Source organism: Bradyrhizobium sp. Rc2d, assembly GCF_900099855.1.
Taxonomy (GTDB): Bacteria; Pseudomonadota; Alphaproteobacteria; order Rhizobiales; family Xanthobacteraceae; genus Bradyrhizobium.
The window spans coordinates 59,241-84,804 of sequence record NZ_FNCU01000018.1 but is presented as its reverse complement, the minus strand read 5'-3'; the positions used below and the strand labels follow the sequence as shown (position 1 = coordinate 84,804).

The window sequence follows — 25,564 nt, the reverse complement described above, 5'->3', positions numbered from 1 at the left end:
TGAGCCGCCGGGACAACGCGTCGGCGGTAGGCGGCAACTTTGCCCGACCCCGGACGCTCGGTGCGGCGCGCCATGGCAAGAAGCTTCGGCGAAGGATCAAGGCCGATCACCTGCTGTACCGTCGTTCGGCCGAAGAGACCCCACTGGAGGACGCAAGCATCGATACCGTCGTAACGACCTGGACGTTGTGCAGCGTTCCAGATGCCTCGCGCGCGCTGGGCGAAATGCGCCGCGTACTTAGACCCGCCGGGCGTCTCTTGTTTGTGGAGCACGGACGCGCCCCCGACCTAAATGTGGTGCGGTGGCAGGATCGTCTGACTCCGATTTGGAAACGGATCGGTGGCGGTTGCCATCTCAACCGCGCCATCGGAGTGCTGATCGAGGGCGCCGGTTTCCAGTTCGATCGACTCGAGACCGGATACATGCGCGGCCCGAAGCCGATGACGTTTATGTACGAGGGCAGCGCGCGACCACGATAAGCGCCTGGGCTCCGGTGGAGGCAATGATGAAGCGGCTTCTTCCGATGGTGCTCATCACGATGTTCGCGAGCGCGGCCGGGCGAAGCAGATGCGACGCGCGGCCAGCACGTATTTACCGCGTGCGCCGCCTGCCATTCGCTCGAGCCAAACCGAAATATGACGGGCCCAAGTCTGGCGGAGCTTTGGAATCGCAAGGCAGGAGCCTTGGCAAGCTTCCCACGCTACTCTTCCGCTCTGAAGAGTTCGGGAGTGCTCTGGAACGATCGGCACCCTCGACCAGTGGCTTAAGGACCCGCAACATTTCGTACCCGGCAATGAGATGACGTTCGCAGGGATCAAGAATGATCAGCAACGCGCTGATCTCCTCGCATTTCTCAGACAGGCCACCCAGCGGGGGCATATACTATCGCAATCGGCACAGCGGGGCAGATTGCATCCAACTCTCATCCGGCGAGAAATTGCTTCAGTTTTCGTACTCAATGGTCCCGGTGTGGCGGTCGACTTTCAGGTTTTGCACAAGTGAATTGTCGACAGTAACGATCGCGGCACTAATACTCCCGCCGTCGGCACTGACGTTACCAATCTTCAGCCGCTTATTGTTGAGCCGCTCGAGCTGCACGCCGAGATAGCTTCGCACGTCCTCGACGGACAGGTTCATCATCGGGGTCACGTGCGATCCAAACATTCCGCCTGTGCCGCCGCGCGTCGTGTCGGAGCCCATCATTCCTTGCCCCATCATGTTGGACCCCATCATCCCTTGGCCCATGCCGCCCTGCATCATGCCGCCCATCATCGGACACATCATGCCTTGCTCCATGCCGCGTCGCATCATCCCGGAATCCATCATGCCTTGTCTCATCCCATGCTCGGGCATGTTGGAAGTTGTAGCCCTGGACGCGCTGCCTTCTTGCATCATGTCGGCACCCATGCCTTGCATTCCTTGAGCCATGGCGAGAGTCGAGCTCGAGGTTGCGATGCAGAGAACCAACGCCGCCCCCAAGCGCAAATTAGTGGTGGTTTTCATGGTCGTTACTCCTGGTTGTCGAGGGCCTGCCTGATCTCGACCAGTAACCTACGTCAGCCGTCCGACTACGGGACGCACATTTTGCTGACATTTTACACCCGCGCGAAGCGCGAGCGGAATGCTTATGCAGATGCCGCTCCATAGTTTCAGGGACGCGACCGCAATTGCTGCAACGCGCTTGCACCAAATGGAGGCGGCAATCCGGAGGTGAAGTCCGTCAGTCCAATCGTGCCGGACGGGCAGGGGCCGATGAACCAAGATTAAACTTGCCGTTCCGATCTTGTTCAGTCCCCCTCTTCGAAAATGTCCATCGGATGGGAATCTCGGTTCCGAGTCAGTTCAGGCTTGCGGAGGACGATGATGGACGCGAACGAGCTTCAAAAGGAGAGCCTAAGACCGGTGTTGTGCCTCCTCGGCGCAGCCGCGCTACTTGTGACGTTGACGCACGCCGCGAGTGCCCATGATGAGGAAGGCTGGTACCGACCCCGCGAACACGATTGGCACTCCGGCTGGCACCACGATTGGCACTCCGGACCGCATTATGGTCAGCACCGCGGGTTCCATTGGGATCCGTACTATGGCTGGCACTATGGCAGGCACAACGGCCCGCACGAGGGGCGCCATGACGATTGGCACCGTGGCCCGCACCATGACTGGAATGGTGGCGATCACGATGACTAGGACATGATCCGCAGGCGCCTTGCGCCGCAAATGGATTGTGCCCAGCGAAAAAGGCTGATACGGCGACCGGATTTGGACATAAGGCGATATCCAAACGTGCGCGAATTAGGCCGAACGAGTGCGAATTAGGTAGGAGAGACGATGCTACGTGTTGTCGCGAGCTTGGCTATTCTTGTGAGTGGTCTCATGGCCGGATCGGCCTACGCTCACCCGGCCCTCCAAGCCAGCAATCCCGGACAGGATGCCACGGTACCGCCTCCGAAAGAGGTTCGATTGACCTTCAGCGAGAATGTCATCCCTAAATTCTCAGGGCTGACAATTAAGGACAGCAGGGGCGCTCTCATCCAGACGGAAAGTCCATCCATCGATCCGAATGATAAGCGACAGCTTGTCGTTCCGATCGTCAGGTCGCTGTCTGCCGGAATTTACGACGTCGAGTGGCATGCTGTTTCAGCCGATACCCACAAGGTGAAGGGCCACTTCTCGTTCAAGGTTTCGCAATGATGCTGGAGGCGGGCCTCGTTGGCGCCCGCTTCGTTCATCTGGCCTGCGTCATTATTTCCTTCGGTGCTGCACTCTTCCCGCTCTATTCGTGCCTGAGCGCCGACAGCTCAGAGCGACTTGGGCGCCAACTCAATCCTATCCTGATCACGGCCGCGATTGGCGCGCTCTTAAGCGGCCTTGCCTGGTTCGGCTTGACCGTGGCGAACATGTCCGGGGAGCTTGCAGACGCCGTGGATCGTGACACGTTGGTATCAGTGCTATGGGACACCGATTTCGGTCACGTATGGGCGTTGCGCGCACCGCTTATGATTCTCCTCGTTGCGGCGATCCAGTTGCCTGGCGTATCTCACTTGAACCGTCGTGCGATCGCAATTGTGACGTTTCTCGCAGCGATCCTCCTCGTGTCATTGGCCGGAATTGGGCACACCCAGGTCAGCGAAGGGACCTCGGCACGCATTCACGTCACTAGCGACGTAGCGCACCTGCTTGCGGCTGGCGCTTGGCTGGGCGGTCTTTTGCCTCTAAGTCTCTTTCTCGCTTCCAATCAGAAGGTCAGGGTACCGAATAGAGGAATCGTGCGCGTCTTGTCGCGTTTTTCCGGAATGGGCTACGCAGCGGTAGCGGTCCTCCTTGTCTCCGGTTCGATCAATAGTTGGTTCCTCGTCGGCTCTCTGCCGCATTTGATCTCTACGACTTACGGTCAGCTGCTGTTGGTGAAATCGGGGCTGTTCGCTCTAATGGTGCTGTTGGCTGCCGCCAACCGGTTCTGGCTTGTTCCGGCTATGGCCCAATCGCCGACTGCGAACGGGTCCGAAAGCATGCTGGCAAAGCTTCGCGGTCACGTTCTTGGGGAGCAGGTGGTGGGCCTAGTCGTCGTGGGCGTCGTCAGCGTGTTGGGGACATTAGACCCCGCCATGCATGGTTCGTGAAGTTAATGCATCGTGGGGACGCCGATCGTGCAATCGCAACGAACCGTTGACGATCAAGGAAGCACCAAGCGTCCGATTCTGCTCCCATAATACTCAGTGAACCACAGCGCGCCATCCGGCCCGGTCGTGATGCTGTGGGTTTCGCTACCGTCCGAAGGAATCGCGAACTCGGTGACTGAACCGCTGGTCGTGATCCGACCGATTCTGTTGCCAACGATGCAGCGCGAAGCTTGCTGGCGAACGCAACTGGCTTCGGTAAACCACAAGGCACCATCTGGCCCCGTCGCGATGCCCCATGGCTGGGCATCAGGATTAGGAAGGGCGAATTCGGTCATCTCGCCATCGGTGGTCATTCGCACGATTTTGCCACTAACCGGCTCGGTGAACCACAGTGCGCCATCTGGCCCGCTCGTAATAGCCCCGGGGCTACTATTCTCTGGGGAGATCGTGAACTCGGTGACCGCGCCCGTTGTAGTCATCCGCCCGACTTTGCCGCGAAAATATGTGAACCACAGCGCGCCGTCAGGCCCTGTCGTGATGGAATGCAAAACGCCGCCGCCTTTGATCGGGAATTCGGTGATATTGCCATCGATGGTCATTCGCCCGATCTTGCCCGCTGCCTCGGTGAACCAGAGCGCACCGTCTGGCCCAGTGGTGATTGCGGACGGACGGCTGGCGGGAGGCAGCATGAATTCAGTGAAGGTCTGGGCAGCAGCAGGCATAATTCCCACGGCCGCACCCAATCCGAGCGCAATTGCCAGCAACAATGAAGCGACCGCAAATCTCATGGCCTTCTCCACGTAGGGTGGGCCTTGCGCCGAAGCACGATCTCACGAACTCGGAAACTTAAGTCTAGCAGTCTTTCGGACGCCGTATCGCGTTACTTGCTGGCGCGCCGGAGAAGGGCCGAGCCGATGGCGCAAAGGCGACGCTTGCTGTCATCGCCGCTACTCGCCCGGCGCGGTTAGCGGGAGCGCTTACCGCGGCGAGAAGGCCGGCGCACATGCCTCAAAAGAAGTTGACCTGGAGCTGAATTAGAACGTCTCAAATTGCACCGATCCGAAACCGGCGGTACGACCGTCCTCGGACCCAACCTTCAATTTGGCATGCCGTGAACCTGCTACCCTTACCGCCGCGTCTCGCAGTGCTTGCCACGCTGGTCGCTCTGGTATTCTGCGGCGCAGCGAGGGCCGAGACGAGCGATGTCGAAACCACGTGGCGACTGTTGGATTACATTGCGGTGGATTACGCCGGCGCCGTATCACATGGCTCGGTCTTAAGCCCTTCCGAATATGCCGAGCAGAATGAGTTCGCGGCGACCGTTGCCGCAAAGATCGCTGCACTCCCACCTAAGCCGGAACGGCAAGCGCTTGCGACGGAAGCTGCCCGCCTGCAGCGCGCCATCGCAGACAAGTCTGACGCCGAGCAAGTAGCAGCTATAGCGCATGGCCTGGCGGCTGCGTTGCTGGCGACCTACCCCGTGCCGCTGGCGCCGAACAAGGTTCCGGACTTCGCACGCGGCGCAGCGTTGTTCGGTCAGAACTGCGCCGCCTGCCATGGAGACGCGGGCGACGGCCATGGACCAGATGCCGTCAAGCTTGATACGCCGCCCATAGCGTTCACGGACGCCGAGCGTGCTCGCCAGCGCAGCGTGTTCGCCCTCTATCAGGTGATCACCCAGGGACTTGATGGTACGGCGATGCCGAGCTTCGACAGCCTTCCGACCGATGACCGTTGGGCGCTGGCCCTCTACGCCAGTCATTTCGCCTTCGTCGATGCCGCTGCGGCCGAAGGCGAGCGGCTGTGGAAGCAGGACGCCTCGCTTCATAGGCTCGTTCCCGATCTGAAGACGCTCGTCGGGACGACGCCCGCAGCGCTCGCGAGCAAGATCGGACAGGACAAGGCCGACGCTCTCATGGCTTATTTGCGTCGCCATCCAGAAACGGTCACGCAGCAGCAGACCGGATCCCTGTCGCTGGTGCGCGGCCGCTTGACCGAGAGCCTTGCCGCCTATCGTGCGGGGGACCGCCAGCATGCGGGCGAGCTGGCTTTGTCTGCCTATCTCGATGGGTTTGAGCCGGTCGAACCGGCGCTGGGGGCGCGGAATCGTGCGCTTCTGGAGCGGATCGAGGGCGCGATGGGCGACTACCGTGCCGCCATCCAGAGCGGAGAAAATGCCGATGCGCTCGCCGATCGCGTACAGGTCCTCGACGATCTTTTTGATGATGCAGAGGCGTCGCTTTCCCCCAATGCGGCAAGCGGCCTCTCAACGTTTCTCGGAGCGGCAACGATCCTGCTGCGCGAAGGACTGGAAGCGCTGCTGATCGTCGTTGCGATGATCGCCTTCCTCCGCAAGGCTGAGCGGATGGAGGTCATGCCCTACGTCCATGCGGGTTGGGTAGGCGCGCTCGTCGCCGGCTTCTTGACCTGGGTCGTTGCGACCTGGGTGATCGGAATCAGCGGCGCGAGCCGGGAGCTGACGGAGGGATTCGGGTCGGTGATCGCCGCCGTCGTCCTGCTATCGGTTGGCATCTGGATGCACGGCAAGGCACAAGCCGATCAATGGCAGCGCTATATTCGCGAAAGGATGGCAAAGGCGTTGTCCGGTGGTTCGGCCTGGTTTCTGTTCGGGCTCGCTTTCATCGTGGTTTACCGCGAGGTATTCGAGACGATCCTCTTCTACGCGGCGCTATGGACCCAGGGAAACGGCGGCACGATACTCGCGGGCGCGCTGAGCGCGTGCGCGGCGCTGGCGCTTATCGCGTGGGCGATGCTGCGCTATAGTCGCCGGCTGCCAATCGGCAAGTTCTTCACCTACAGTTCGTGGCTCATGGCGGTTCTGACGGTCGTGCTGGCTGGCAAGGGCATCGCAGCCCTGCAAGAGGCCGGTATCGTTAGCATCGCGCCGTTACGCTTAGTGCCACGCATCTCGTTGGTTGGTCTGTTCCCGACCACGCAAACGGTCGCGGCCCAGCTACTCATGATTGCGGCTCTGGCGATAGGCTTCGGCCTCAATCGTCGAAAGGTCGCATAGGATGAGGCCTGGCGGTGGCAGTGACCAGGATGACGAAGTCGGTCAGCGCTGGAGCAACTGACCGGCGAACGCAAAGAGTTGCTCGGCCACGGGGACGGGGAACGGAGCTCTGACCGCGCAGCCGCAGGCTCCGATCATACGGCTTCTCCGCAGACGCCCACAGAACGCCGTGCCAGCCCCGCCAGTTTGACGGCGGTTATTGGCCGAAATCTCAGTGGCGGGTGGCGTGAACACGTGGCTTCGCTGTGGCATCTGTCCAAATAACGGGCAGAGTCCAGCGATGGGTCGGCGGGTCGATGGCGAGGTGTGGCATCCCGAAACCCCGACCTAGTTCAGAGCTTTGGAGCTGTGCCCGAAAAGCGCCTATAGGCCTGAAATGCACTTACGCGTTTGCCCATTCGATAAGCCATTGAAATCACAGCAAATGCGACCGCACTCCGACGCAGATCGCGCAACTGCCAAGGGCGCTCCGGCGGAGCGCCCCATCTTGTGCAGAACGGCGAAGACTAGGCGACCCTTGGGACAGGCAGCTCGGTGACTCCCGGCAACACCGTCTTGATGCGGATGTTGCGGAATTGCACCTTCGATCCATCGTGATGGTTTTGTAGCGCGATGTGGCCGCGAAGAGACCGGGACGTGGGATCCGTGAAGTCGTTCACGAGCACATCGTTAAGCGTCACTTTGATGCGGTTTCCGACCGCCTCAATCAGGAACCTGTTCCATTGCCACGGGCCTTTCGCAACATCGCTGCGGGTCGCGGCATTGATGTTGTAAATGGCGCCCGTGCTTCGCAGCGGATCGTTCTCCATATTCTTTTCGGAGTTGTATCCACGGGGATCGATTTGGATCTCGTAGCTTTGGTCGATTGCGGCCGTCCAGTCGTTCGGATTCGAACTGTTCAGGTTGGGCACGCGGATGAAAACGCCGGAGTTGTCCGTGCGGTTGGCGTATTGCCATTCCAGCTCGAGCACGAAGTCGGAGAAGCTCTCGCGCGTGTACCAGAGCAATCCGGGCCCGCCGACGGACTCGAGAATGTCGAACACCTGCAGGAAGCTTCCGGACCCCGACATCTGCCAGTCTGCCAAGCTTCCTGCGTAGAGCGGCTTGAAACGCGCCAAAGGTGTCGGCGTCGATGCCGCAACGACGGCCGCGCTCGTCCGACGCGCGAGCGTAAGGCCGGTCAAAGATGGATTCGCCGAGCCGACGGTGGGGAACACAGCAGGGCCAGCAACATAGGCGTTGGAGATGTGATGGAATCGTCCGTTGGAGTCGGTAATCGATGTGGCCGGATCCTCGCCCATCCACAACGTGCCCGCTTCGTGATGCGTATTGCCCAGCTGGTCCTTGGTGGCACCAAACGGATCGGCGGGCGGGGTGCTTTGCCAGCCGCCATTGTACAGGTACTGAACGTCGCCGGCGTTCTTGCCGAGGCGTCCGGCCAGGCTGACCGCCGCGCTGGCGAGTTTGCTCCAGGCCGCGTAGTCGTTTGACGTCGGCGTGAAATTGACCCACGCGCGCGCGCTCATGCCGTCGTTTTGAAGCGGATCGGCCGCATTGGTGAGGTTCACGAAGCTCGTGACGCCGCCCGGGCCTGCGCTCTTGTCGCCGTCCATTTCACCGAGACCGCGAAAAACGATCGCCACCCAATCCGGGTCCTCGTTCGAAAGCAGGTTCCGCAACAGGTCGATGTCGGGCACCATAGTCCACATCGTTGCTTCCGGGTTCTGTCCTTTCTCTGCCGATGCGAGCACCTGGAAATGATAGCGGCGTTTGCTGCCGTCCGGATTCGTGATCTCGCCGCGCACGATGGCTCCGCCCTGCTCAAGTGTGGTGACCGCTCCGAGCCCGAGCGCGCTGCGCTTGACGCGCACGGTCAGATTCGTGCGCAGATGCGCCATGAAGTTGGCGCCCATGCTGTACGCACCACGATTGATCGGGAACGACTCGATCGCCAGCCGTGTCGACTCGATCGTCCCCGCCGCCAGAATGACCTGGCAATCGGGACTGAGGTTTGTCGGAACGGAGAGCGATCGAAACTGACCATTGTAGGTGAGATCGATGCCCGTGACCTTGCCCCCGCTGTTCTGTAGCCGGATCACGTGGCACCGCGGAACGAGGAAGAATCGCCGCCGCGAATTATCGTTCAATGTCCAACGTTTCGCGATATCGTCGCGGATGCTCTCCAGCAGCATGGGTCCGCTGCTGAATTTGTCGAACGAAAAGAGGCCGGGCCCCGGTGAGCCTGCCTGCACCGCGATCGGGGCCTCTTCGACGACATCGACGGTCACATTGGGAATGTTCGCGCCGCTCGCCACGCTTTGGAGCGCCGCATTGACCGCCGCATTGAGCGGACCCGAGAGGTAGTCCGCCTTGTCCTGAACGCCAATTTCGGACTCGACGTCCGGGTAGTTCGCTGTCAGAAAATCGCGCGCGCCTTTGGGCCACGCAGCCAGATCAGCTGGCGTGAGCCGCGGCGACCAGCCTCCCCAGAACAGCGATCGGCCTCCCGGGCAGTAGGCCAGCCCGGTGAACGGCTCGTTGCTGTGCCAAGGAATGCCCCAGACGCCATTGCGCCCACCCGGATCTTGATCGTTACGCGTGACCAGCGCGGTATCCGGCGCATTCAGCCCGAGATGCGGCATGTTCTGCACGTGCGTTGAAGCAAAATAGCCTCCCGCGTCGAGCAGGAGCACCCGGAGGTTCTGGTCGGCGCTGCCGCGATAGATCTTGTCGGCGACATAGGCGCCGAACATGCCTGCGCCGATGACCACTACATCAAACGGCTTGCCGCCGTTGCTCACGGCTTCGTCATAGGTGCTGCACACGTATCGGCCGAGCAGATCCCGCGTGAACTCGGTGTCTTGGATATCGACCGGAATGGAAGGGTCTTGCCGCAGAAAGGTGAGCATGGAGAGTTCCTTTCGAAGCGTTGAGATCGCCGCGGTGCGCGAGACGGTTTGGTCCGGCCGTGTCGCTTTCGATCGTTAGGCCGCGCCTCCGCAGCAAGGCAGAGGAGGCGCGTCAGGGGGTCAAGCGAGACACGCGACGAAGACCTGCCACACGCTTGGAGCGCGATCGGGGAGAAATGATACGACAAATTGCCGGCACGATTGGTGAGCCGGTTCACACATGAGTGCGATTTCAGCTCCGTGACCCCGCGGGTGATCTCGCAGGGCTGATAGACTTCGCGGCGGTTGCAGTGAGCTGCTCCGCAGAAGCAGACCTAAGCGCCAGAACGACAGAAATGCTGCCAGTCGTCTGCGGGTGAAACTGCGACTTGGCCGGGAGGGCCGCTTGGGCGCATAGCGGCCTTGTGAGTGAGCCGCCGGTCAACCAAGAGCCAGACGCGAAATGCGTTGCCGCTCGATCGCATCGTCAGCGCGAGCGAACAAAGAGACACTCAGCGCCTGCGCTGGCTGCACGCCGGAGCCGAGTAGCGTGATGTGGTCAGCTTCCGAAGCTATGACACAGCCGACATTCAGAGCTTCGCCTGCAGTCTATCCGCGACGCGGCGGGCGATCCCTGCCGGCGCGTCATCCGGGATCGGGAAGACTGAACTGACGTTGATCTCGCCGAGCACGTAACTGTCGCTCCCGTCGGAACAAGGCGGGCCGAGCATGAAGTCTGCATCCCAGATCATCGGGAGATCGCTCCTCGGGATGTCCAGCAAGGAAGTCAGCTGCGGCGTCCACTCGTCTTCCATCAACCGGCGCAGGCCCTGGAAGCGCGGGTCGGCCTTGTTGGCATAGAGCCGCGGTCCGGCTTTCGCGCGCGCGCTCGGTTCGTCAATCAGCGCCTTGACCTTATGATAGCCGAAGCCGGCGCAGCGATCGCCTGCCATATAACAGCGGACCACCCCTTCGCTCAGGCGTGGCTGGAACGGCTGATCGATCACAGAACTGTCTTCGAAATACTCGATGCACCGCTTAAGAAACTCGTCCAATGCGATGTCCTCCGATCTTTCCTTGGTGGCATCAAGCACGCGTACCATCAGCCCGTCGGGTGGACTTGCCAGCGCCTCGACTTTCCAGACACCCTGGCCGCCATTACCGCGGTTGCGCTTGATCACGCGCGGACCGGCGGCGAGTCGCAAGGGCAATTCCGCACTCATTTGCTCGAGCGTTCGATAGAGGGCCGTGTCACAACCCCAGCTCATCATGCGGGTGCGATAGAGCACCTCTTTGGTGCCCATTTTGAGGATCACATCGGGATGGGCGCTCACCCAGATGCCGCGCGCCGCGACCTCGCGCAGCAGCGCGTCAAGATTGGCGCGGTTGTGCCCCTCGTGAATCGGATTGACCCAGACGAGCACGCCATCGAACGTGGCGAGCTGTGTTCGGACGGCGTCGAGGACATCGTCCTCATAGACCACCGGTTCCGCATCAACGCCGACATCGGCGAGCGCCGCGAATACGGCGCTGAACCGGCTGGTCTCTGGCGAGGCAGTGCGGCGCGCCGCTTCATCCCCGCGCCACAGGATAGCGATGCGGCCGAGGCGAGCTGTGTGTTCAAGCATGGAAATCGGCTCCTGATTCATTGATCCATATGATGGTGTTTTGGTTCTGCACAGAACAAGGGCCAGGCCAGCGCAACGCTAGACGATCAGGACCGCGCCCGAAGCCAACAGCAGCACCAATACAATCTTGCGGAATGCGGCCTCGCTGACACGGCCGAACAACTTGAGACCAAGCCAAGTTCCGGCGAACAGGGCTGGCAATCCGATCAGAAAGAGCTTGATCGTCTCCGCGCTCAACGCGCCTTTGGCGCCGATCCAAAGCACACTCACCAGGAACGTCGCCACCGCAACGGGTTGAAACACCGCACGCTGCACATCCTTGGGCCACTCGCGCAGTCCGCACCAGATCGTGACGAGGATTCCGGCGAGCCCAGTGATGCCGCCCAGGGCGCCGTTGAGGAATCCGACAACGGCATCGACTGCGGCGCCCTGTGATTTCAAGGGCTCGATCGTAGGACGAAACAGTGCATAGAGGCTGTAGAGGACGAGAAACACGCCGACACCCGCGCGGACGTGGCCAGGATCGGCCCATGTCAATATTGTTACCCCAACCGGTACACCGAGTGCCGCGCCAAAGATGAACGGCCAGAGCCGTCTCCAGTCCAGAGCACCACGTAATTTCCATACGGAGTAACCCTGCACGATCAGCCCAAAGGCGATGATCAAGCTGGCGGTTTGCAGGGGAGTAAGGATGTAGAGCCAGATCGAGGCGGCTATCAGACCGAATGCAAATCCGGACATGCCGGCAACGAGCGCACCGGCGAACGTCGCAACGATGAAAAGCGGAAGTTCAAAAGACATCCCATCCATGTGTTCGCTCCAAAACAAAGCGAACAGCTCTTGCATGGGATGACCCACTTGACGGGGAGGCTGCTACATCCCCAGAGGCACACTAGTCCGAACGCCGAGAAAGCTCAATTGACGTTTTCAATGTGCGCGGTGAGCGACCTTTTGTCCCTGAAGGGTCGATTAGTTGATCTGCCTACAAGATGGCATCAGAGCAACGCTCGACATATCCCCTCAGGGGGGATAGGATATGGCATGGCGAAAGAACACGTTCACGAAAGTCATCCGGAGATCGTCAAGCGGCTGAAGCGCGCCGAGGGGCACCTCCACAGGGTCATCGAGATGTTCGGCGAGGGGCGCGGCTGTCTCGATCTCGCTCAGCAGCTTCATGCGGTCGAGAAGGCCATCGGCGAGGCGAAGAGGGCGCTCATCCACGATCACGTGGACAATTGCCTCGACGCGGCAGCGAACGGGGGCTCGTCGAAATCCACGAAGACCGTGCTCGCCGAATTCAAGGCGATCTCGCGTTACCTCTGAGCGGCGGCGCACTGCGCCGATATTGAAGAGAAACGTATGTCCTTCCGACCGATTATCCTGGTCGCGGTGTTCGCAGCGGGCGTCGCATCTGCCCTTTGGGCACCAGGCATGCCGGCCCTGCGGAAAGCCGTGGGAGTTGCCGCCGAGCAGCCGGAGGCCAAAACACCCGAGGCCCAACGTCGGCCGGTCGTTCGGATGGATGACGAGCGAATTGGTCTCGCCAAAATCGAGCAAGTGCAGGTTGGACCGGGCAGCATCGCTAGGCGACTTTTGGTGCCCGGAACCGTTGCTCCAGACGCGGACCGGGTTGCGCACGTCTCAGTGAAGCTGTCCGGCACCGTTGCCGAGCTTCGCAAGAACATCGGCGATGTCGTCGCACAGGGCGAAATTCTGGCTTCGCTTGAGAGCCGCGAAGTTGCGGACGCCAAGAGCGAATATCTGGCCGCTCGACTTGCGAACGAACTGCAACAAGATCTCGCAGGACGAGACAAGCTATTGTGGGAAGGCCGCGCAGCGCCGGAGCTGCAATATATTCGTTCCCGCAATGCGGCAGCGCAGACCGCCATGCGCCTGGACATCGCCCGCCAAAAGCTGCTGGCGTTGGGCGTGCAGGAAAATGAAATCGCCGGTCTACCGCAGGCGCCAGAGATCTCGCTGCGGAGCCAAAACGTTCGCGCGCCGATCTCGGGCCGGGTTGCCGCACGCAGAGTCGAACTCGGAACGGCAGTCGGCCGCGACAATCTTGAAACCGAGCTCTTTGTCATCGTCGATCTGAGCCGCGTATGGGTGGAACTGGCTGTCTCATCCAGCGACCTGCCATTGGTGAAAGAGGGCCAAACTGTCCGGATCACGGGGCGGGGAATGCCGGAAACCGCTTTTGGCAAAATCGTGTTCGTGTCGCCGCTGCTTGAAAAGGAGACGCGCAGTGCTCGCGTTGTCGCTGCGCTCGACAATCCGGACGGCCGCTGGCGGCCAGGGTCCTTCGTTACTGCGGCGATTGCACTGAATGAGCACCGGGCAGATGTCGTGGTGCCGATCGGCGCGCTTCAGACCGTGGATGGACGGAGGGTGGTCTTCATTCGCAGCAAGGATGGATTCGAAGTGCGGGGCGTAATGCCCGGCGAGCGCGACGGTGAGGTCATTGAGATCGCCTCTGGTCTCGCTGCCGGTGAGACCATCGCCGCGTCAAATACGTTCTCGCTGAAGGCAGAGCTCTCGAAGCCCCGCGACGAGGACTGAGCAATGATTGCCTGGATCGTCGACTTCTCAGTTCGTCGGCGCTGGCTCGTGGTGCTGGTGACGCTGGTTACCGCTGGAGCCGGCTTTTGGTCGATGACGAAACTACCGATCGATGCCGTTCCCGACGTCACGAACGTACAGGTGCAGGTCAACGCGACCGCCCCGGCGTTGACGCCAACTGAAATCGAAAAGCAGGTAACAGTCGCGCTCGAGACGGCGCTGGCGGGCACGCCCGGCCTGGAATCGACGCGATCGTTCTCGCGTAACGGCTTTGCGCAGATCACGGCTGTATTCGCTGATCGCACCGACATCTACTTCGCGCGTCAGCAGGTTTCCGAACGGCTGAACGAAGCGAAAAGCAATCTTCCTCCCGCTGTCGACGTTCGCATGGGGCCGATCTCCACCGGCCTTGGCGAGATCTATTGGTGGGCGGTCGAATATGCCAAACCAGGCGAGATGGCGCCGGTCGAGGACGGCAAGCCGGGTTGGCAGAGCGATGGGAGCTATCTCACGCCCGAAGGCGAGCGGTTGACCGATGACTTTCAGCGTACTGTCTATCTCCGTACCGTGCAGGACTGGACCATCCGCCCGCAAATGAAGACAGTGCCCGGCGTGGCCGGAGCGGATGCGATCGGCGGGTTCGTTAAACAGTTTCAGGTGCACCCGGATCCGCTCAGGCTGAACGCCTATGGGCTATCGTTCAGCCAGATGATCGCCGCGATCGAGGCCAACAACGTCAGCCGCGGCGCCAACTTCATCGAGCAGAACGGCGAAGGCGTCGTAGTCCGCGCCAGCGGCCGGGTCGAGAACCTCGAGGACATCAGGCAGATTGTCGTGACGACGCGGGGAGGAATTCCCGTGCGCATCCAGGACGTCGCCGATGTCGAGATCGGGCGCGAGCTGCGGACCGGCAGTGCCAGCGTCGATGGGCAAGAAGTCGTGCTCGGAACCGCTCTTATGCTGATCGGCGGCAATAGCCGCACGGTGGCAGCCGCTGCCGACGCCAAGATCAAGCGGATTAGCCGCACGCTGCCGCCGGGCATCAAGGCGCGGACCGTGCTTAATCGCACGCAGTTGGTTGACGCCACCATTCGGACTGTTGCAACCAACCTCGCCGAAGGTGCGCTGCTGGTGATCGCAGTGCTCTTCCTGATGCTCGGCAATTTCCGTGCGGCGCTGATTACCGCTGGCGTCATCCCAGTCGCGATGCTGTTGACGGTAACTGGCATGCTGGGGACCAAGCTCAGCGCGAACCTGATGAGCCTTGGCGCGCTCGACTTCGGCCTGATCGTCGATGGTGCCGTCATCATCACGGAGAACAGCCTGCGCCATCTGGCAGAACGCCAGCGCGAGCTCGGCCGGACCCTTAGGCCTGCCGAGCGGCTCAACACCGTGACGGTATCAGCGATCGAGATGATCAGACCCACGGTCTACGGCCAGCTCATCATCATCCTGGTCTATGTGCCGCTACTGACCTTCACCGGCGTCGAAGGCAAGACGTTCGAGCCGATGGCGTTGACTGTGATGATCGCGCTTGTTGCGGCCTTCGTTCTGTCACTGACCTTCGTGCCTGCGGCGATTGCGATCGCGATGACCAAGCCGGTGCGCGAACAGGAAAACGCAATTGTCCATTGGCTTAAGCAACTCTATGCGCCAGTCCTGGCGAGGGCAGTAGTGTCGCCGCGGCCGATCATGGCCACGGCGGTGGTTCTCTTCGTCGGTGCGGTGATCCTCTTTGGTCGACTTGGTCAAGAGTTCACGCCGACGCTTGACGAAAAGAACATCGTCATGGAGGTCAAACGCGTGCCCAGCACGGCGCTGTCGCAGGCTCAAGCGATGCAGCTCCTGATCGAGCGGACGATCAGCAAATTTCCGCAGGTCTCCTTCGTGTTCTCGCGCACAGGAACGCCCGATCTCGCAGCCGATCCGATGCCCCCGAGCGCCTCCGACACCTACATCATCGTCAAGCCGCAGAGCGAATGGCCGGATCCGTCACTGTCGAAAGACGACCTGATAAGGCAGATCGAGGCAGAAGCTACCAAGTTGCCGGGCAACAAGGTCGGCTTCTCCCAACCCATCGAAATGCGGTTCAACGAGCTGATCGCGGGTGTCCGGGAAGATCTTGCCGTCAAGGTGTTCGGCGACGATTTCAGCGAAATGCAGAGGACCGCGCAGGAGATCGCCAATGTGCTGCGTCGCATCGAGGGCGCCGAAAGTGTCAAGGTCGAGGAAACGACCGGCCTTCCATTCCTTGAAATCCGCATCGACAAGGCCGAGATCGCCCGCCGCGGCCTTAACCTCGCGACCATCCAGGACTTGATCGAGACGGCTGTTGGAGGCCGGGTGGCCGGGCTTGTCTTCGAAGGTGACCGCCGCTTCCAGATCGTGGTTCGGCTCGACGACAAGCTGCGTTCCGACATTGCCGCTCTGGAGATCCTTCCGGTGCCGTTGCCGCACGCCGATCCGAATACGCCGGCCCCCTCCGTTCCGCTGCGCACACTGGCATCCTTCGAGCAGACCGAGGGGCCCAACCAGATCAGCCGCGAAAACGGCAAGCGTCGGGTGGTGACGACGGCCGAGGTTCGCGGCCGGGACATCGGTTCGCTCGTCGCCGAAGCACAGGCCAAGGTCGCAGAACAGGTCAAGCTTCCCCCTGGGACTTATCTGGCCTGGGGAGGACAGTTCGAGAACTTCTCCGTCGCGCGGCAGCGGCTGATGGTCGTGGTGCCCGGCTGCTTCCTTCTCATCTTCCTGTTGCTGTTCGGCGCCTTGGGTTCCGCGCGCGATGCGCTTCTGGTCTTCAGCGCCGTGCCGCTCGCTCTGACCGGCGGTATTGTCACGCTATGGCTGCGTGGCATGCCGTTCTCGATCTCGGCTGCGGTTGGCTTCATCGCGTTGTCGGGTGTCGCCGTCCTGAACGGGCTCGTGATGTTGAGCCAGATCCGCAAGCTGGTCGAGGACGGCGCCGAACTTCGGTCAGCGATCGAAGAGGGGGCGTTAATACGCTTCCGACCGGTGATCATGACTGCTTTGGTCGCATCGCTCGGCTTCGTCCCCATGGCGCTCGCCACGGGAACGGGCGCCGAGGTGCAGCGGCCGCTGGCCACTGTGGTGATTGGTGGATTGCTCACGGCGACGCTGTTGACGCTCATCGTTTTGCCGGCGCTCTATGCCTATTTCGCGCGACGGTCATTGCGATTGAAGAGATCCGATCAGTTCCTCTCGCGACGCGCAGCCGAATAGACCAGAGGGCCTATCGTGCTTTCAGTCCTTGCCAACCGAACCCATCGCGATGACAAACGGCAATACTACTGTCCTGCAGTCTCGCTCCCGGATATGCGGAGGAGTCCGGGCTATCCAAGACATATAAGCAGGAGCAATCGGTTCCGGTGCAGCCAGATCGCACGCCCCAGCAATCGGACCAATCTCGCGACCAAGAGCGAGCGCGCGGTGAGAGTGTTCAGATCGAGCGTGACTGGAAGGCTCAGGAAAATGCCAACCGAAGTACTGGCGATGGATCTGCTGGCAAGACCGACGAGGATCGTCAAACAGTAGGTCGTGATTGGCGAGCGCATCCTGAGCGTGACGAGAAGCGCTGAAATCAGGCTGGCTATGAGAGCGAAACGTGATCGGCCGCATGTTGCCGCTACAGAGAGCTGTGAGCGGGAACCCGATCAAGCTGAAGTGAACAAACCGCCAAGTTGGCGAGCCTCGCTTCCGCCGGTTCCTAATTGACAAGCAATTCCGCTTTGGCAAGGTCGCCGCTATGGGGACGGCGATCTCCCCATGAGGCGACATGCCCAAGCATCGCGTCCGGATTCCTGAGAAGGACGCTGCATGTCAACCGTCAACGACGGGTTTTCGCCAGACCGTTCAGCGCCTTTGCTGGGCGTGAGAAACCTGACCAAGCGCTATGGAAGCGATGGCACCGCGATCGACGGTGTGACGTTCTCTGCTGTCGCGGGCGAAATCCTCGGCATCATCGGTCCAAATGGCGCCGGCAAGACGACATTGCTGGAAGCCGTTGCCGGACTTCTACCGGTGAATTCAGGCGACGTCTTTTGGCGCGGAGAGCCGCTGCACGTAGGCCGTCGACGCGACGTCCTGTTCTACCTGCCTGATGGCGTCCGTCCGTACCAGGACCAATCGGCCCTGCAGGTCGTGTGGTTTGTCGGCAGCGTCTTTCGACGGTCAGAAGCAGACATCAAGTCGACCATCGAAGCGCTCGGGTTACAGCCGGTGCTTCGAAAGCGCGTGCACGCCCTGTCAAAAGGTTATGCCCGACGCCTGATGCTGACCATCGGGCTGCTTGCGCCGCATGAGCTGTTGCTGATGGACGAACCATTTGACGGATTTGATCTGCGGCAGACGCGGGACGTCATGGGCTTGTTGCGTCGCCAGACGGCGCGCGGACGCACGCTGATCCTCTCCATTCATCAGTTGCGGGATGCCGAACGGGTCTGCGACCGCTTCATCCTGCTCTCGGCAGGGCAGGTGCGCGGATCTGGAGGACTTGCTCAATTGCGTGCGCAGACTGGACTGCCGAACGGCTCGCTAGAGGATATCTTCCTTGCACTCACGTGAGGCATACGTGCGGCCGACCGCACCGATCGTTCCGCTGCTCGCAAAGGAGCTCCGCGAGGTCACGGCCGGGCGGGCACTTTGGACTATGTTGCTGCTGGTCTGTCCGCTTGTCGGATACTCTTTCGTCCAGGCAGTCTCGCTCTACAGCGAGTCAAGCGCCGCGGCCCTCCAGTCGCCAGTCCTGGCCAGGAGCCTGTCTCCCCTCGATGGAATCCTCGTTCCGACATTCGGCTCATTCTATGTGGCTGTGACGTTGCTATTCCCTTTCGTGGCGATCCGCGTGCTGGGCCAGGAGAAGGAAAGTGGCGCTTTGCGACTGCTGGTCCAATTGCCGTACCGACCCTCGACGCTGATCGCTGCAAAATTCTGCGCCGTGCTGGCAGCCTGGTTCATGGTGAGCATTCCTGCGCTTTCCGCGCTGGCCGTGTGGGCTATGTTGGGTGGCCATCTGGCTGCGCCCGAGACGCTGAATCTTATATTGGGTCATTTGCTCTACGGTCTGCTGGCCGGCGCCATTGGGCTGCTCGCCGCGGTTATCGCCGACAATTCGGCTACTGCAGCCATCATCGCGCTCGCCGTCACGATAGGATCATGGGTGCTGGATTTCACGCTCGCGGGCCGCTCTGGTCTGTCGGCCTGGCTTGCGCAATTGTCGCTAACCCAAACGCTGCGTCCCTTTGAGCAGGGGCTTCTTTCGGCCGGCCTCGTGCTAGGCATAGCGGCCGTCATTGGCGGGCTCGCTGCGCTGACAGTTGTCTGGCTCCCTCCCGGTACACCGGTGCGGACGAAAGTCATCCGTTCTGTGTCTTGTGTGTTTGTGATTGCCGTTGCGCTCACCGTCGCGGCGCAGATCAGGGCATCCGGGGATCTCAGCGAAGATCGTCGCAACTCGTTTACTTCGGCAGATGAACGTTTGCTCGCATCGCTTCGGCGGCCCTTGGTCATCAAGGTCAATCTCGCTGCCGAGGACCCCCGCTATATCGATCTTCGACGCAACGTCCTCGCGAAGCTCGAGCGCGCCATGCCTGACGTCACCGTTGTTCTCGCAAGCGAGCGGTCGAGCGTTGCCAATCCATCAGACGCCTATGGTCAGATCGAATATGCCTATGGTGATCGAACCGACGTAAGCCGCTCCACCAGTCCGCGGGAGATACTGCCGCTACTATATGCGCTCGCGGGCACGCAGCCGCCGGCGCCTAGCGTCGGCGAAGAGTACCCCGGTTATCCCCTGGTCGTTAGCGCAGACGCGGTGCTGCTGTGGTTCTTCGGCGGATTGCCGCTCCTGATCGTGCTCGCGTGGCGATGGATTCGCCGGCCCCCTCCAGACAAAAGTCCTCTCGTTCATCCAGGAGTTAAGCCATGAGATCCTGCAAGAAACTCGGAATGATCATCCTCGCGGCAATCGGCTTTGCGGTGCCGGCATTGCCCTGTTTAGCCGCGGAGCCAATCAAGATTGACCTCTCGAATGAAACCGTCGGTGGGGAACCAAAGTCGCTGGTGCCAGTGGTGGGCTTCTGGAGGATCGAGGAGGACGGCGGCAAGAAGGTGCTCACTGTCGATGGCCGGCAGTGGAAGGAGGGGCAATCGTCGGCAGGTATCGCCGACAAGGCACGGGCTCTCTACGGTGAACGCTACGCTGAGTTTCTCGATCGCGTGCAGGCCTACGCCTACTATCCCTACGCGGTCGCGCCAAAAATCGAAAATTTCAGCGATGGCGAGATTTCGGTGCGCTTTGAAGGGTTGTCGGGTCGTATCGACCAGGGCGCCGGCATCCTATTCAATCTCAGGCCAAACGGGGACTACCTGACGGTCCGCGCGAACTGTCTGGAGAACAACATCGTGCTGTGGAAGTTCGAGAACGGCAAGCGCTCTTCCGTCAAATGGGTGCGCAATACGCCGACCGCGACACGGCAGTGGCATGACCTCAAGGTCCGCGTCAAAGGCACGAAGGTGGAAGGCTATCTCGATGGCAAGCTCTATCTGGAGCACACGCTGACCCAACCTGTGTCGGGCCGGATCGGGCTCTGGTCGAAGGCCGACAGCCACATGTACTTCGCAGATTACACCATCGTCGCCGGCGGCAATTGAAAGGATGACAGCGGGGAGATTCGTCAGAAAAGGAGATGGACGATGAACAGGAAATGGATTCTGGCAGGCAGCGGCGCGCTGTTGCTGGGCCTCGTGGGTGTCGCCATTGTTACCGCCGAACCGGAGGGCAGGGGTGCGATCTTCATCGCGGGAGACAAGCCGGTCAGCGAGGATCAGATCCGTCAAAAGCTGCAGTCGGACGGCTGGTCGAATGTCCAGATCGTGCGCAACGATGGTACTTCGAGGCGATTGGCTCGAAAGACGGCCAAACCGCGAATGTTGCCATCAATTCGCAGAACGGCCGACTACGTACCGGCGATGACGACGACGAGGATTGAGTAGATAGCTCCCGTCGGGAGTGAATGGAATCGGGGCGGGCTGGTTTCGCGTGCGACCCCTCCGCGCGACGTAGAGGCGTTGCGTCCGCAGCTCCCCTGCGAGCGATTCCGCTGCTTCGAAATGAATGTTTATCGGCATTGACAAGTTGTCGCAGCCGGCTCTATTTCTTGGGTATGGGGAAGCGATCTCCCCATGAGGCGACATGCCCAAGAATCGCGTCCGATTTCTCCAAGGGCGCACCATGTCTGCCGTTATCCCAATCACATCCAACAAATTCCCAGATCTTACTAGCGCGCTGCCGCCGGTTGGCACTCTGTGCGCCCGGATGCCACCCAGGCCATGCGTCGGGAGGTTGCCATGACCTATGTCGTGAAGCCGTTGTCCTGCGACCCGAGCCGCATCCGTGGGATGTCGGAGCGGATGATTATCAGCCATTACGAGAACAACTATGGCGGCGCGGTCAAACGTCTGAATCTAATCGACGAAAAGCTTGCCGAGCTCGACTATGCGAACGCGCCAGGCTTCCTGATCAATGGGTTGAAGCGCGAGCAGCTTATTGCGACCAACTCGATGATCCTCCATGAAGTGTTCTTTGCCGGGCTTGGCGACGAGAGCGAACCCGACGCGAGCCTGAAGGAAGCGCTGGCGCGCGACTTCGGCTCGTACGAGCGGTGGCGCGCCGAATTCATCGCCATGGGCAAGGCGCTCGGCGGCGGCTCCGGCTGGGTGCTGCTGACCTGGTCGCCGCGCGATCGCAAGCTCGTGAATCAGTGGGCCGCAGATCACTGCCATACGCTGGCTGGTGGCACGCCGATACTCGCGCTCGATATGTACGAACACTCGTACCACATCGACTACGGTGCCAAGGCTGCGAACTACGTGGACGTGTTCATGTCGGCGATTAATTGGCCGGCCGTGCAACGTGCCTTTGACGGGATACAGAAATGAGGCACGGCCTACGATACGTTCGGTGGATTCTCTGTTCGGCCGCGCTGGCTTTCATAGCTGACGCTCGCGCCGAAGATCAGTTCAGGATGCTCGGCGGGAAGCAAATCCGCGCTCGCGTTGTCGGTCAGGACATCACGGATGGATCCCACTGGTCCATGTATCTCCGGCCGGATGGCGCTCTCGTCGGTTCAGAATCGGGAAGTTCTTGGACCGGGACCTGGAAAATTCGAGATGGCAAGCTGTGCACGACGATGCCAAGCAGCCCGTCGCCGGTGTGCAATGAAGTCTGGATGTCAGGGACGCACATCAGGATGCGCGGCAACAAGGATGAGGAGACATTCGACGCAAGGGTTATGGCGCACCAAGCCAAGCAATGAACAGTGCGGACTCGCGATGCTCTGAAGCTGGCAAAGGGTCTTCGAGCTGCCTTAGACATGACGGCCAGCACCAAGAAGTCGCAGAACTGATCGATCCCATCGGCCAGACGGTTGGCCCACGTGATCGTGCCCTCAGGAAAGGAAGATCGAATGCGAAATGCGGCTCTTATGTTGTCTTTACTCACTGGTCTCTTTGCACTGACTGCTACGGCGCAGGCCCAAACATCCTGCAAGATATGCGCGGAGCAGCAAAAGGCGTGCATGAAGAACTACGCCGGACCGGCCTGCAAAACCGAGTACCAGATGTGTCTCAAATCCTGCAAGAAGTGAAAGAGGTTAGGTTGGTCAAGCTAGGAATAAAGCGCTTCATCGCGGTACTTGCCGGCATCGGGGGCCTCGTTGCTCTCGATGCCGGATTTGTTGCCGCGGAAAATCTCAAGAAATTATCTGGCGCGCAAATACGAGCAAAGTTGTCGGGCAAGGAAGTGACCGACGAGGTCCATTATCGTGATGTCTATGAACACGACGGGACCCTCCGAAGCTATTCGATGGGCAGCAAGAAGCGCGGCAAGTGGACCATTCAAGGGGATGACCTTTGCATCGATCTTCCGGAGCCCGACGGCGGCTGTTTCGAGGTGACCGCGGCGGGAAAGAACGTCGTCCTGACGCCGAAAGGACTTGGCTCGCCGTCGGACGGGATAGTCCAGGCGATCTCCGATCCAAGGTAGGAGGCCAAAGATGTCATCGCAGATCATCGAAGGAGTGTCTCAACCGAAGACGGAGTTCTCGAATCCTGTCATTCGCTGGATCGACTATCGGCTTCCGATTTTCACGTTCCTGGATCACGAGCTGAACTCGTATCCAACGCCACGAAACCTGAATTATCTCTGGAATTTTGGGTCGCTGGCAGGCATCACGCTCCTGATCATGATTGCGACCGGCATTGTGCTTGCGATGCACTATGTCCCGACGGGAGGCGGCGCATTCCGGTCCGTCGAGCACATTATGCGCGACGTGAACTCCGGCTGGCTCCTCCGGTATATCCACACCACCGGCGCTTCGATGTTCTTTGCCGTGGTCTATATCCACATCTTTCGCGGGCTTTACTACGGATCCTACAAGGAGCCACGAGAGCTGCTTTGGTGCCTGGGGGTCCTCATCCTGCTGTTGATGATGGCAACTGCGTTCTTTGGATACACCTTGCCATGGGGGCAGATGAGCTTTTGGGGTGCGACCGTCATCACGAATCTGTTCTCAGCCATTCCTGTGGTTGGCGACAGTATCGTTACCTGGTTGTGGGGCGGATTCACGGTAGGAGATCCGACGCTCAACCGGTTCTATGCGCTGCACTATCTCTTGCCCTTTGTGATTGTCGCAGTTGCCGGACTTCATCTTGTCGCACTGCACCGGTTCGGCTCGAACAATCCGACGGGGATCGATACGAAGTATCCGGGCGATACAATCCCGTTCCATCCCTATTATACGGTGAAGGATTTGCTCGGGCTCATGGTCCTTTTCCTGGTGTTTGCGTGGTTCGTGTTCTACGAACCGAATGCTCTTCTCAACTCCGATAACTACATTCCTGCGAATCCTGGGGTTACACCGCCGCACATCGTGCCCGAGTGGTACCTGCTGCCGTTCTACGCAATTCTGCGATCGATCCCGAACAAGCTCGTCGGCGTTATCGCCATGCTGACATCGATCCTTGTCCTGTTCGCGTTGCCATGGCTGGACACCAGTCCGGTTCGCTCAGGGCGATTCAGGCCCATGTTCAAGGTGTTCTATTGGGTGCTAGTCGCGGATTGCGTGTTGCTAACCTATGCCGGCGGGGAGCCGCCTGAGGGCACATGGCTGATCATGAGCCGGATCGGAGCCGCGTACTATTTCGCCCATTTCTTCCTCGTTCTCCCTCTCGTAGCGCGGATCGAAAGCCCACATCCGCTCCCGAACAGCATCAGCCAAGGAGTGTTAGCAGCGCCTGGTTCAGACAGGCCCTAACAGACTCTTCGTTGTCACCGATAACCAATCTTTCGAAGGACTTTGAAATGACAGCAACCACTATCCCCGAGCGTAGCCGTATGGCCGAGCTTGCACTCTACTTCTTGCGTCTCGGCTTTCTCGGCTTCGGCGGTCCGGTTGCGCTCGTGGGCCAGATGGAACGCGAACTGGTCAACGACAAGAAGTGGCTCAACAAGGAGCAGATGCGAGAGTCTATCGCCATCTGTCAATCGCTTCCCGGTCCACTGGCGATCCAGGTCGGCGTCTACATCGCTTGGCTGCGTTGCGGCTTCTGGGGCGCGTGGCTCGGCGGATGGTGCTTCATCCTGCCCAATTTCGTGATTGTTGCCGGTCTTGGTGCGCTCTACGTCTATCTCGGCGATCTCCAGCCGGTCACTGCCGTCTTCTATGGCGTCAGCCCGGCGGTCATCGCGCTGATCCTGCACTCCTGCTACCGGCTGGCGAAACTCGGCATGGAAGACTGGCTGCAATGGGTGATCGCGGCGGTCTGCTTTGTGGTGACAATCGTTCTGCAGGCCGAGGTTGCGTTATTGTTTATCGGCGCCGGCGTCGTGGGGATCCTCTATTATGGCAGCCTGTTCAAGGGTACACCCGCCGTCTTGCCGGTGGTCGTGGTGCCCGCGGCCGCGCCGATGGCGCCGGTCGCGACCGGTTCTACACTAGGCAAGCTCATGCTGTTCTTCCTGAAGGCCGGCTCCCTGACCTTCGGCAGTGGGCTCGTTATCGTGCCATTCCTAGAACAAGGGCTTGTGCAGCAATATGGCTGGCTCGACGAACGCCAATTCCTGATCGCGGTCGCGATCGGCATGATCAGTCCGGGACCGGTCGTGATCACGGCGACCTTCGTCGGTTATCTTGTGGCGGGATTCTGGGGCTCGCTGGTGTCCACGGTGGGCATTTTCCTGCCGTCCTTCCTGTTGGTTCTCATCGTGGCACCGATCCTGGCACGGCATCGTGGAAATGCCAACGTGCAGGGCTTTGTGAAAGGCGCCTATGCCGCGGCGATCGGCACGATTCTTGGCGCGTGCGTCCTGCTCGGCAAGATCGCGATCGGTGACTGGCTGACTGTAGCGATCGGCATCGTATCTCTCGCGGTGCTCTTCCGCTGGAAGGTAAGCAATCCCGCGCTGATTGCGGCAACTGCGGTCGTTGGGCTTATCGCCCATCCGCTGCTGCAGCCCGCATGGGTGATGGTGAAATAGCAGCTTAGCCAAAAAGGCAGGGGATCCGTTGCTTAGTCCAGGAGCATGTTATGGCAACGCAAATTGTAATGGATCACACCGGCCACTCCCGCCACGAATTCGACGCCGGCGATGCTGAAGCGCTGGCCAAGGCGGAGAGGCGTTTCCGGGCATTGATCGGTGAAGGGTTTACAGCCGCGGTGCGGACCGCGGAAGGCGAGTCGTGCCGCGTTTTTGCGTTTGATCCGACCGCAAGTGAAACGCTGTTCTTCCGGCGGCTCAGGGGTGGATAGAAGGGC

General features: G+C 60.5%; 21 protein-coding genes and 1 pseudogene. 16 read left to right on the top strand and 6 right to left on the bottom strand.

Going from position 1 to position 25,564, the window contains the following annotated elements:
• Positions 1–125 precede the first annotated feature (125 nt).
• Positions 126–479 (top strand): annotated as a pseudogene (locus BLV07_RS22600) (class I SAM-dependent methyltransferase); the annotation flags it as partial.
• Between the two features lie 463 nt (positions 480–942).
• Here the strand turns inward: BLV07_RS22600 and BLV07_RS22590 are convergent.
• Positions 943–1,503: a hypothetical protein gene (locus BLV07_RS22590; protein WP_091889655.1), complete on the bottom strand. Its 561-nt coding sequence runs from the start codon at positions 1,501–1,503 to the stop codon at positions 943–945.
• Between the two features lie 822 nt (positions 1,504–2,325).
• On the opposite strand from BLV07_RS22590, the gene copC reads away from it, so the two are divergent.
• Together copC and copD are read left to right on the top strand one after the other, a co-directional pair.
• On the top strand, positions 2,326–2,688 hold the full coding sequence (gene copC / locus BLV07_RS22580) for a copper homeostasis periplasmic binding protein CopC (RefSeq protein ID WP_091889651.1): 363 nt from the start codon (positions 2,326–2,328) through the stop codon (positions 2,686–2,688).
• Positions 2,685–3,617, top strand: a complete 933-nt coding sequence (gene copD, locus BLV07_RS22575) for a copper homeostasis membrane protein CopD (RefSeq protein ID WP_244551180.1) — start codon at positions 2,685–2,687, stop codon at positions 3,615–3,617. The genes copC and copD overlap by 4 nt, the downstream gene beginning before the upstream one ends.
• Positions 3,618–3,670: 53 nt before the next feature.
• On the opposite strand, the gene BLV07_RS22570 is transcribed toward copD, so the two are convergent.
• Positions 3,671–4,405: a Vgb family protein gene (locus BLV07_RS22570; protein WP_143035471.1), complete on the bottom strand. Its 735-nt coding sequence runs from the start codon at positions 4,403–4,405 to the stop codon at positions 3,671–3,673.
• Positions 4,406–4,761: 356 nt separating this feature from the next.
• On the opposite strand from BLV07_RS22570, the gene BLV07_RS22565 reads away from it, so the two are divergent.
• Positions 4,762–6,651: a cytochrome c/FTR1 family iron permease gene (locus BLV07_RS22565; protein WP_091889647.1), complete on the top strand. Its 1,890-nt coding sequence runs from the start codon at positions 4,762–4,764 to the stop codon at positions 6,649–6,651.
• Positions 6,652–7,157: 506 nt separating this feature from the next.
• On the opposite strand, the gene BLV07_RS22560 is transcribed toward BLV07_RS22565, so the two are convergent.
• The 3 genes from BLV07_RS22560 to BLV07_RS22550 form a co-directional block, all read right to left on the bottom strand.
• Positions 7,158–9,560, bottom strand: a complete 2,403-nt coding sequence (locus tag BLV07_RS22560) for a 3-keto-alpha-glucoside-1,2-lyase-like domain-containing protein (RefSeq protein ID WP_091889645.1) — start codon at positions 9,558–9,560, stop codon at positions 7,158–7,160.
• Between the two features lie 569 nt (positions 9,561–10,129).
• A complete protein-coding gene (locus tag BLV07_RS22555) occupies positions 10,130–11,167 on the bottom strand; it encodes a Cj0069 family protein (protein ID WP_091889842.1) in 1,038 nt (345 codons plus the stop codon).
• 78 nt (positions 11,168–11,245) lie between these two features.
• On the bottom strand, positions 11,246–12,013 hold the full coding sequence (locus BLV07_RS22550; RefSeq protein WP_244551179.1) for a sulfite exporter TauE/SafE family protein: 768 nt from the start codon (positions 12,011–12,013) through the stop codon (positions 11,246–11,248).
• A gap of 195 nt (positions 12,014–12,208) precedes the next feature.
• Here BLV07_RS22550 and BLV07_RS22545 point away from each other — a divergent pair, with 195 nt between their 5' ends.
• The 8 genes from BLV07_RS22545 (at position 12,209) to BLV07_RS22505 (ending at position 21,688) form a co-directional block, all read left to right on the top strand.
• Positions 12,209–12,490: a metal-sensing transcriptional repressor gene (locus tag BLV07_RS22545; protein ID WP_091889643.1), complete on the top strand. Its 282-nt coding sequence runs from the start codon at positions 12,209–12,211 to the stop codon at positions 12,488–12,490.
• Between the two features lie 36 nt (positions 12,491–12,526).
• Positions 12,527–13,729, top strand: coding sequence for an efflux RND transporter periplasmic adaptor subunit (locus BLV07_RS22540; protein WP_091889642.1), 1,203 nt, complete (start codon positions 12,527–12,529; stop codon positions 13,727–13,729).
• A gap of 3 nt (positions 13,730–13,732) precedes the next feature.
• Entirely contained in the window at positions 13,733–16,972 is a 3,240-nt protein-coding gene (locus BLV07_RS22535) for an efflux RND transporter permease subunit (RefSeq protein ID WP_091889640.1), read from the top strand.
• Positions 16,973–17,566: 594 nt separating this feature from the next.
• Positions 17,567–18,313, top strand: coding sequence for an ABC transporter ATP-binding protein (locus BLV07_RS22525; RefSeq protein WP_176945695.1), 747 nt, complete (start codon positions 17,567–17,569; stop codon positions 18,311–18,313).
• Between the two features lie 7 nt (positions 18,314–18,320).
• A complete protein-coding gene (locus BLV07_RS22520; protein WP_283806530.1) occupies positions 18,321–19,676 on the top strand; it encodes an ABC transporter permease subunit in 1,356 nt (451 codons plus the stop codon).
• The gene (locus BLV07_RS22515; protein WP_091889634.1) at positions 19,673–20,401 is read left to right on the top strand and encodes a LamG domain-containing protein; all 729 of its coding nucleotides are present in this window, start codon (positions 19,673–19,675) and stop codon (positions 20,399–20,401) included. Before BLV07_RS22520 ends, BLV07_RS22515 begins: the two co-directional genes overlap by 4 nt.
• A 42-nt stretch (positions 20,402–20,443) precedes the next feature.
• Entirely contained in the window at positions 20,444–20,743 is a 300-nt protein-coding gene (locus BLV07_RS22510) for a hypothetical protein (RefSeq protein WP_091889632.1), read from the top strand.
• Between the two features lie 354 nt (positions 20,744–21,097).
• Positions 21,098–21,688 (top strand): superoxide dismutase, encoded by a 591-nt coding sequence (locus tag BLV07_RS22505; protein WP_091889834.1) that lies wholly within the window; start codon positions 21,098–21,100, stop codon positions 21,686–21,688.
• Positions 21,689–21,696: 8 nt separating this feature from the next.
• Here the strand turns inward: BLV07_RS22505 and BLV07_RS47710 are convergent, their stop codons facing one another.
• Positions 21,697–21,837 carry a hypothetical protein gene (locus BLV07_RS47710; RefSeq protein WP_164939117.1) on the bottom strand — a complete coding sequence of 47 codons (141 nt, stop codon included), beginning with the start codon at positions 21,835–21,837 and terminating at the stop codon, positions 21,697–21,699.
• A gap of 224 nt (positions 21,838–22,061) precedes the next feature.
• On the opposite strand from BLV07_RS47710, the gene BLV07_RS47705 reads away from it, so the two are divergent.
• Genes BLV07_RS47705 through BLV07_RS22475 form a run of 4 tightly spaced genes read left to right on the top strand, consistent with a single transcriptional unit; the run spans position 22,062 to position 25,558 of the window.
• Entirely contained in the window at positions 22,062–22,793 is a 732-nt protein-coding gene (locus BLV07_RS47705; RefSeq protein WP_176945694.1) for a hypothetical protein, read from the top strand.
• A gap of 10 nt (positions 22,794–22,803) precedes the next feature.
• Entirely contained in the window at positions 22,804–24,063 is a 1,260-nt protein-coding gene (locus BLV07_RS22485) for a cytochrome b (RefSeq protein ID WP_091889626.1), read from the top strand.
• Positions 24,064–24,110: 47 nt separating this feature from the next.
• Positions 24,111–25,286: a chromate efflux transporter gene (chrA, locus tag BLV07_RS22480; RefSeq protein ID WP_091889623.1), complete on the top strand. Its 1,176-nt coding sequence runs from the start codon at positions 24,111–24,113 to the stop codon at positions 25,284–25,286.
• A gap of 50 nt (positions 25,287–25,336) precedes the next feature.
• Complete coding sequence (locus BLV07_RS22475) at positions 25,337–25,558, top strand: hypothetical protein (RefSeq protein ID WP_091889621.1); 222 nt, start codon at positions 25,337–25,339, stop codon at positions 25,556–25,558.
• The last annotated feature ends 6 nt before the right edge of the window (positions 25,559–25,564 follow it).

Coding starts and splice junctions, on each gene's coding strand:
- BLV07_RS22590 (WP_091889655.1), bottom strand. CDS start 1,503: ATGAAAACCACCACTAATTTGCGCTTGGGGGCGGCGTTGGTTCTCTGC.
- copC (WP_091889651.1), top strand. CDS start 2,326: ATGCTACGTGTTGTCGCGAGCTTGGCTATTCTTGTGAGTGGTCTCATG.
- copD (WP_244551180.1), top strand. CDS start 2,685: ATGATGCTGGAGGCGGGCCTCGTTGGCGCCCGCTTCGTTCATCTGGCC.
- BLV07_RS22570 (WP_143035471.1), bottom strand. CDS start 4,405: ATGAGATTTGCGGTCGCTTCATTGTTGCTGGCAATTGCGCTCGGATTG.
- BLV07_RS22560 (WP_091889645.1), bottom strand. CDS start 9,560: ATGCTCACCTTTCTGCGGCAAGACCCTTCCATTCCGGTCGATATCCAA.
- BLV07_RS22555 (WP_091889842.1), bottom strand. CDS start 11,167: ATGCTTGAACACACAGCTCGCCTCGGCCGCATCGCTATCCTGTGGCGC.
- BLV07_RS22550 (WP_244551179.1), bottom strand. CDS start 12,013: ATGCAAGAGCTGTTCGCTTTGTTTTGGAGCGAACACATGGATGGGATG.
- BLV07_RS22545 (WP_091889643.1), top strand. CDS start 12,209: ATGGCGAAAGAACACGTTCACGAAAGTCATCCGGAGATCGTCAAGCGG.
- BLV07_RS22540 (WP_091889642.1), top strand. CDS start 12,527: ATGTCCTTCCGACCGATTATCCTGGTCGCGGTGTTCGCAGCGGGCGTC.
- BLV07_RS22535 (WP_091889640.1), top strand. CDS start 13,733: ATGATTGCCTGGATCGTCGACTTCTCAGTTCGTCGGCGCTGGCTCGTG.
- BLV07_RS22525 (WP_176945695.1), top strand. CDS start 17,567: ATGTCAACCGTCAACGACGGGTTTTCGCCAGACCGTTCAGCGCCTTTG.
- BLV07_RS22515 (WP_091889634.1), top strand. CDS start 19,673: ATGAGATCCTGCAAGAAACTCGGAATGATCATCCTCGCGGCAATCGGC.
- BLV07_RS22510 (WP_091889632.1), top strand. CDS start 20,444: ATGAACAGGAAATGGATTCTGGCAGGCAGCGGCGCGCTGTTGCTGGGC.
- BLV07_RS22505 (WP_091889834.1), top strand. CDS start 21,098: ATGACCTATGTCGTGAAGCCGTTGTCCTGCGACCCGAGCCGCATCCGT.
- BLV07_RS47705 (WP_176945694.1), top strand. CDS start 22,062: ATGAACAGTGCGGACTCGCGATGCTCTGAAGCTGGCAAAGGGTCTTCG.
- BLV07_RS22485 (WP_091889626.1), top strand. CDS start 22,804: ATGTCATCGCAGATCATCGAAGGAGTGTCTCAACCGAAGACGGAGTTC.
- chrA (WP_091889623.1), top strand. CDS start 24,111: ATGACAGCAACCACTATCCCCGAGCGTAGCCGTATGGCCGAGCTTGCA.
- BLV07_RS22475 (WP_091889621.1), top strand. CDS start 25,337: ATGGCAACGCAAATTGTAATGGATCACACCGGCCACTCCCGCCACGAA.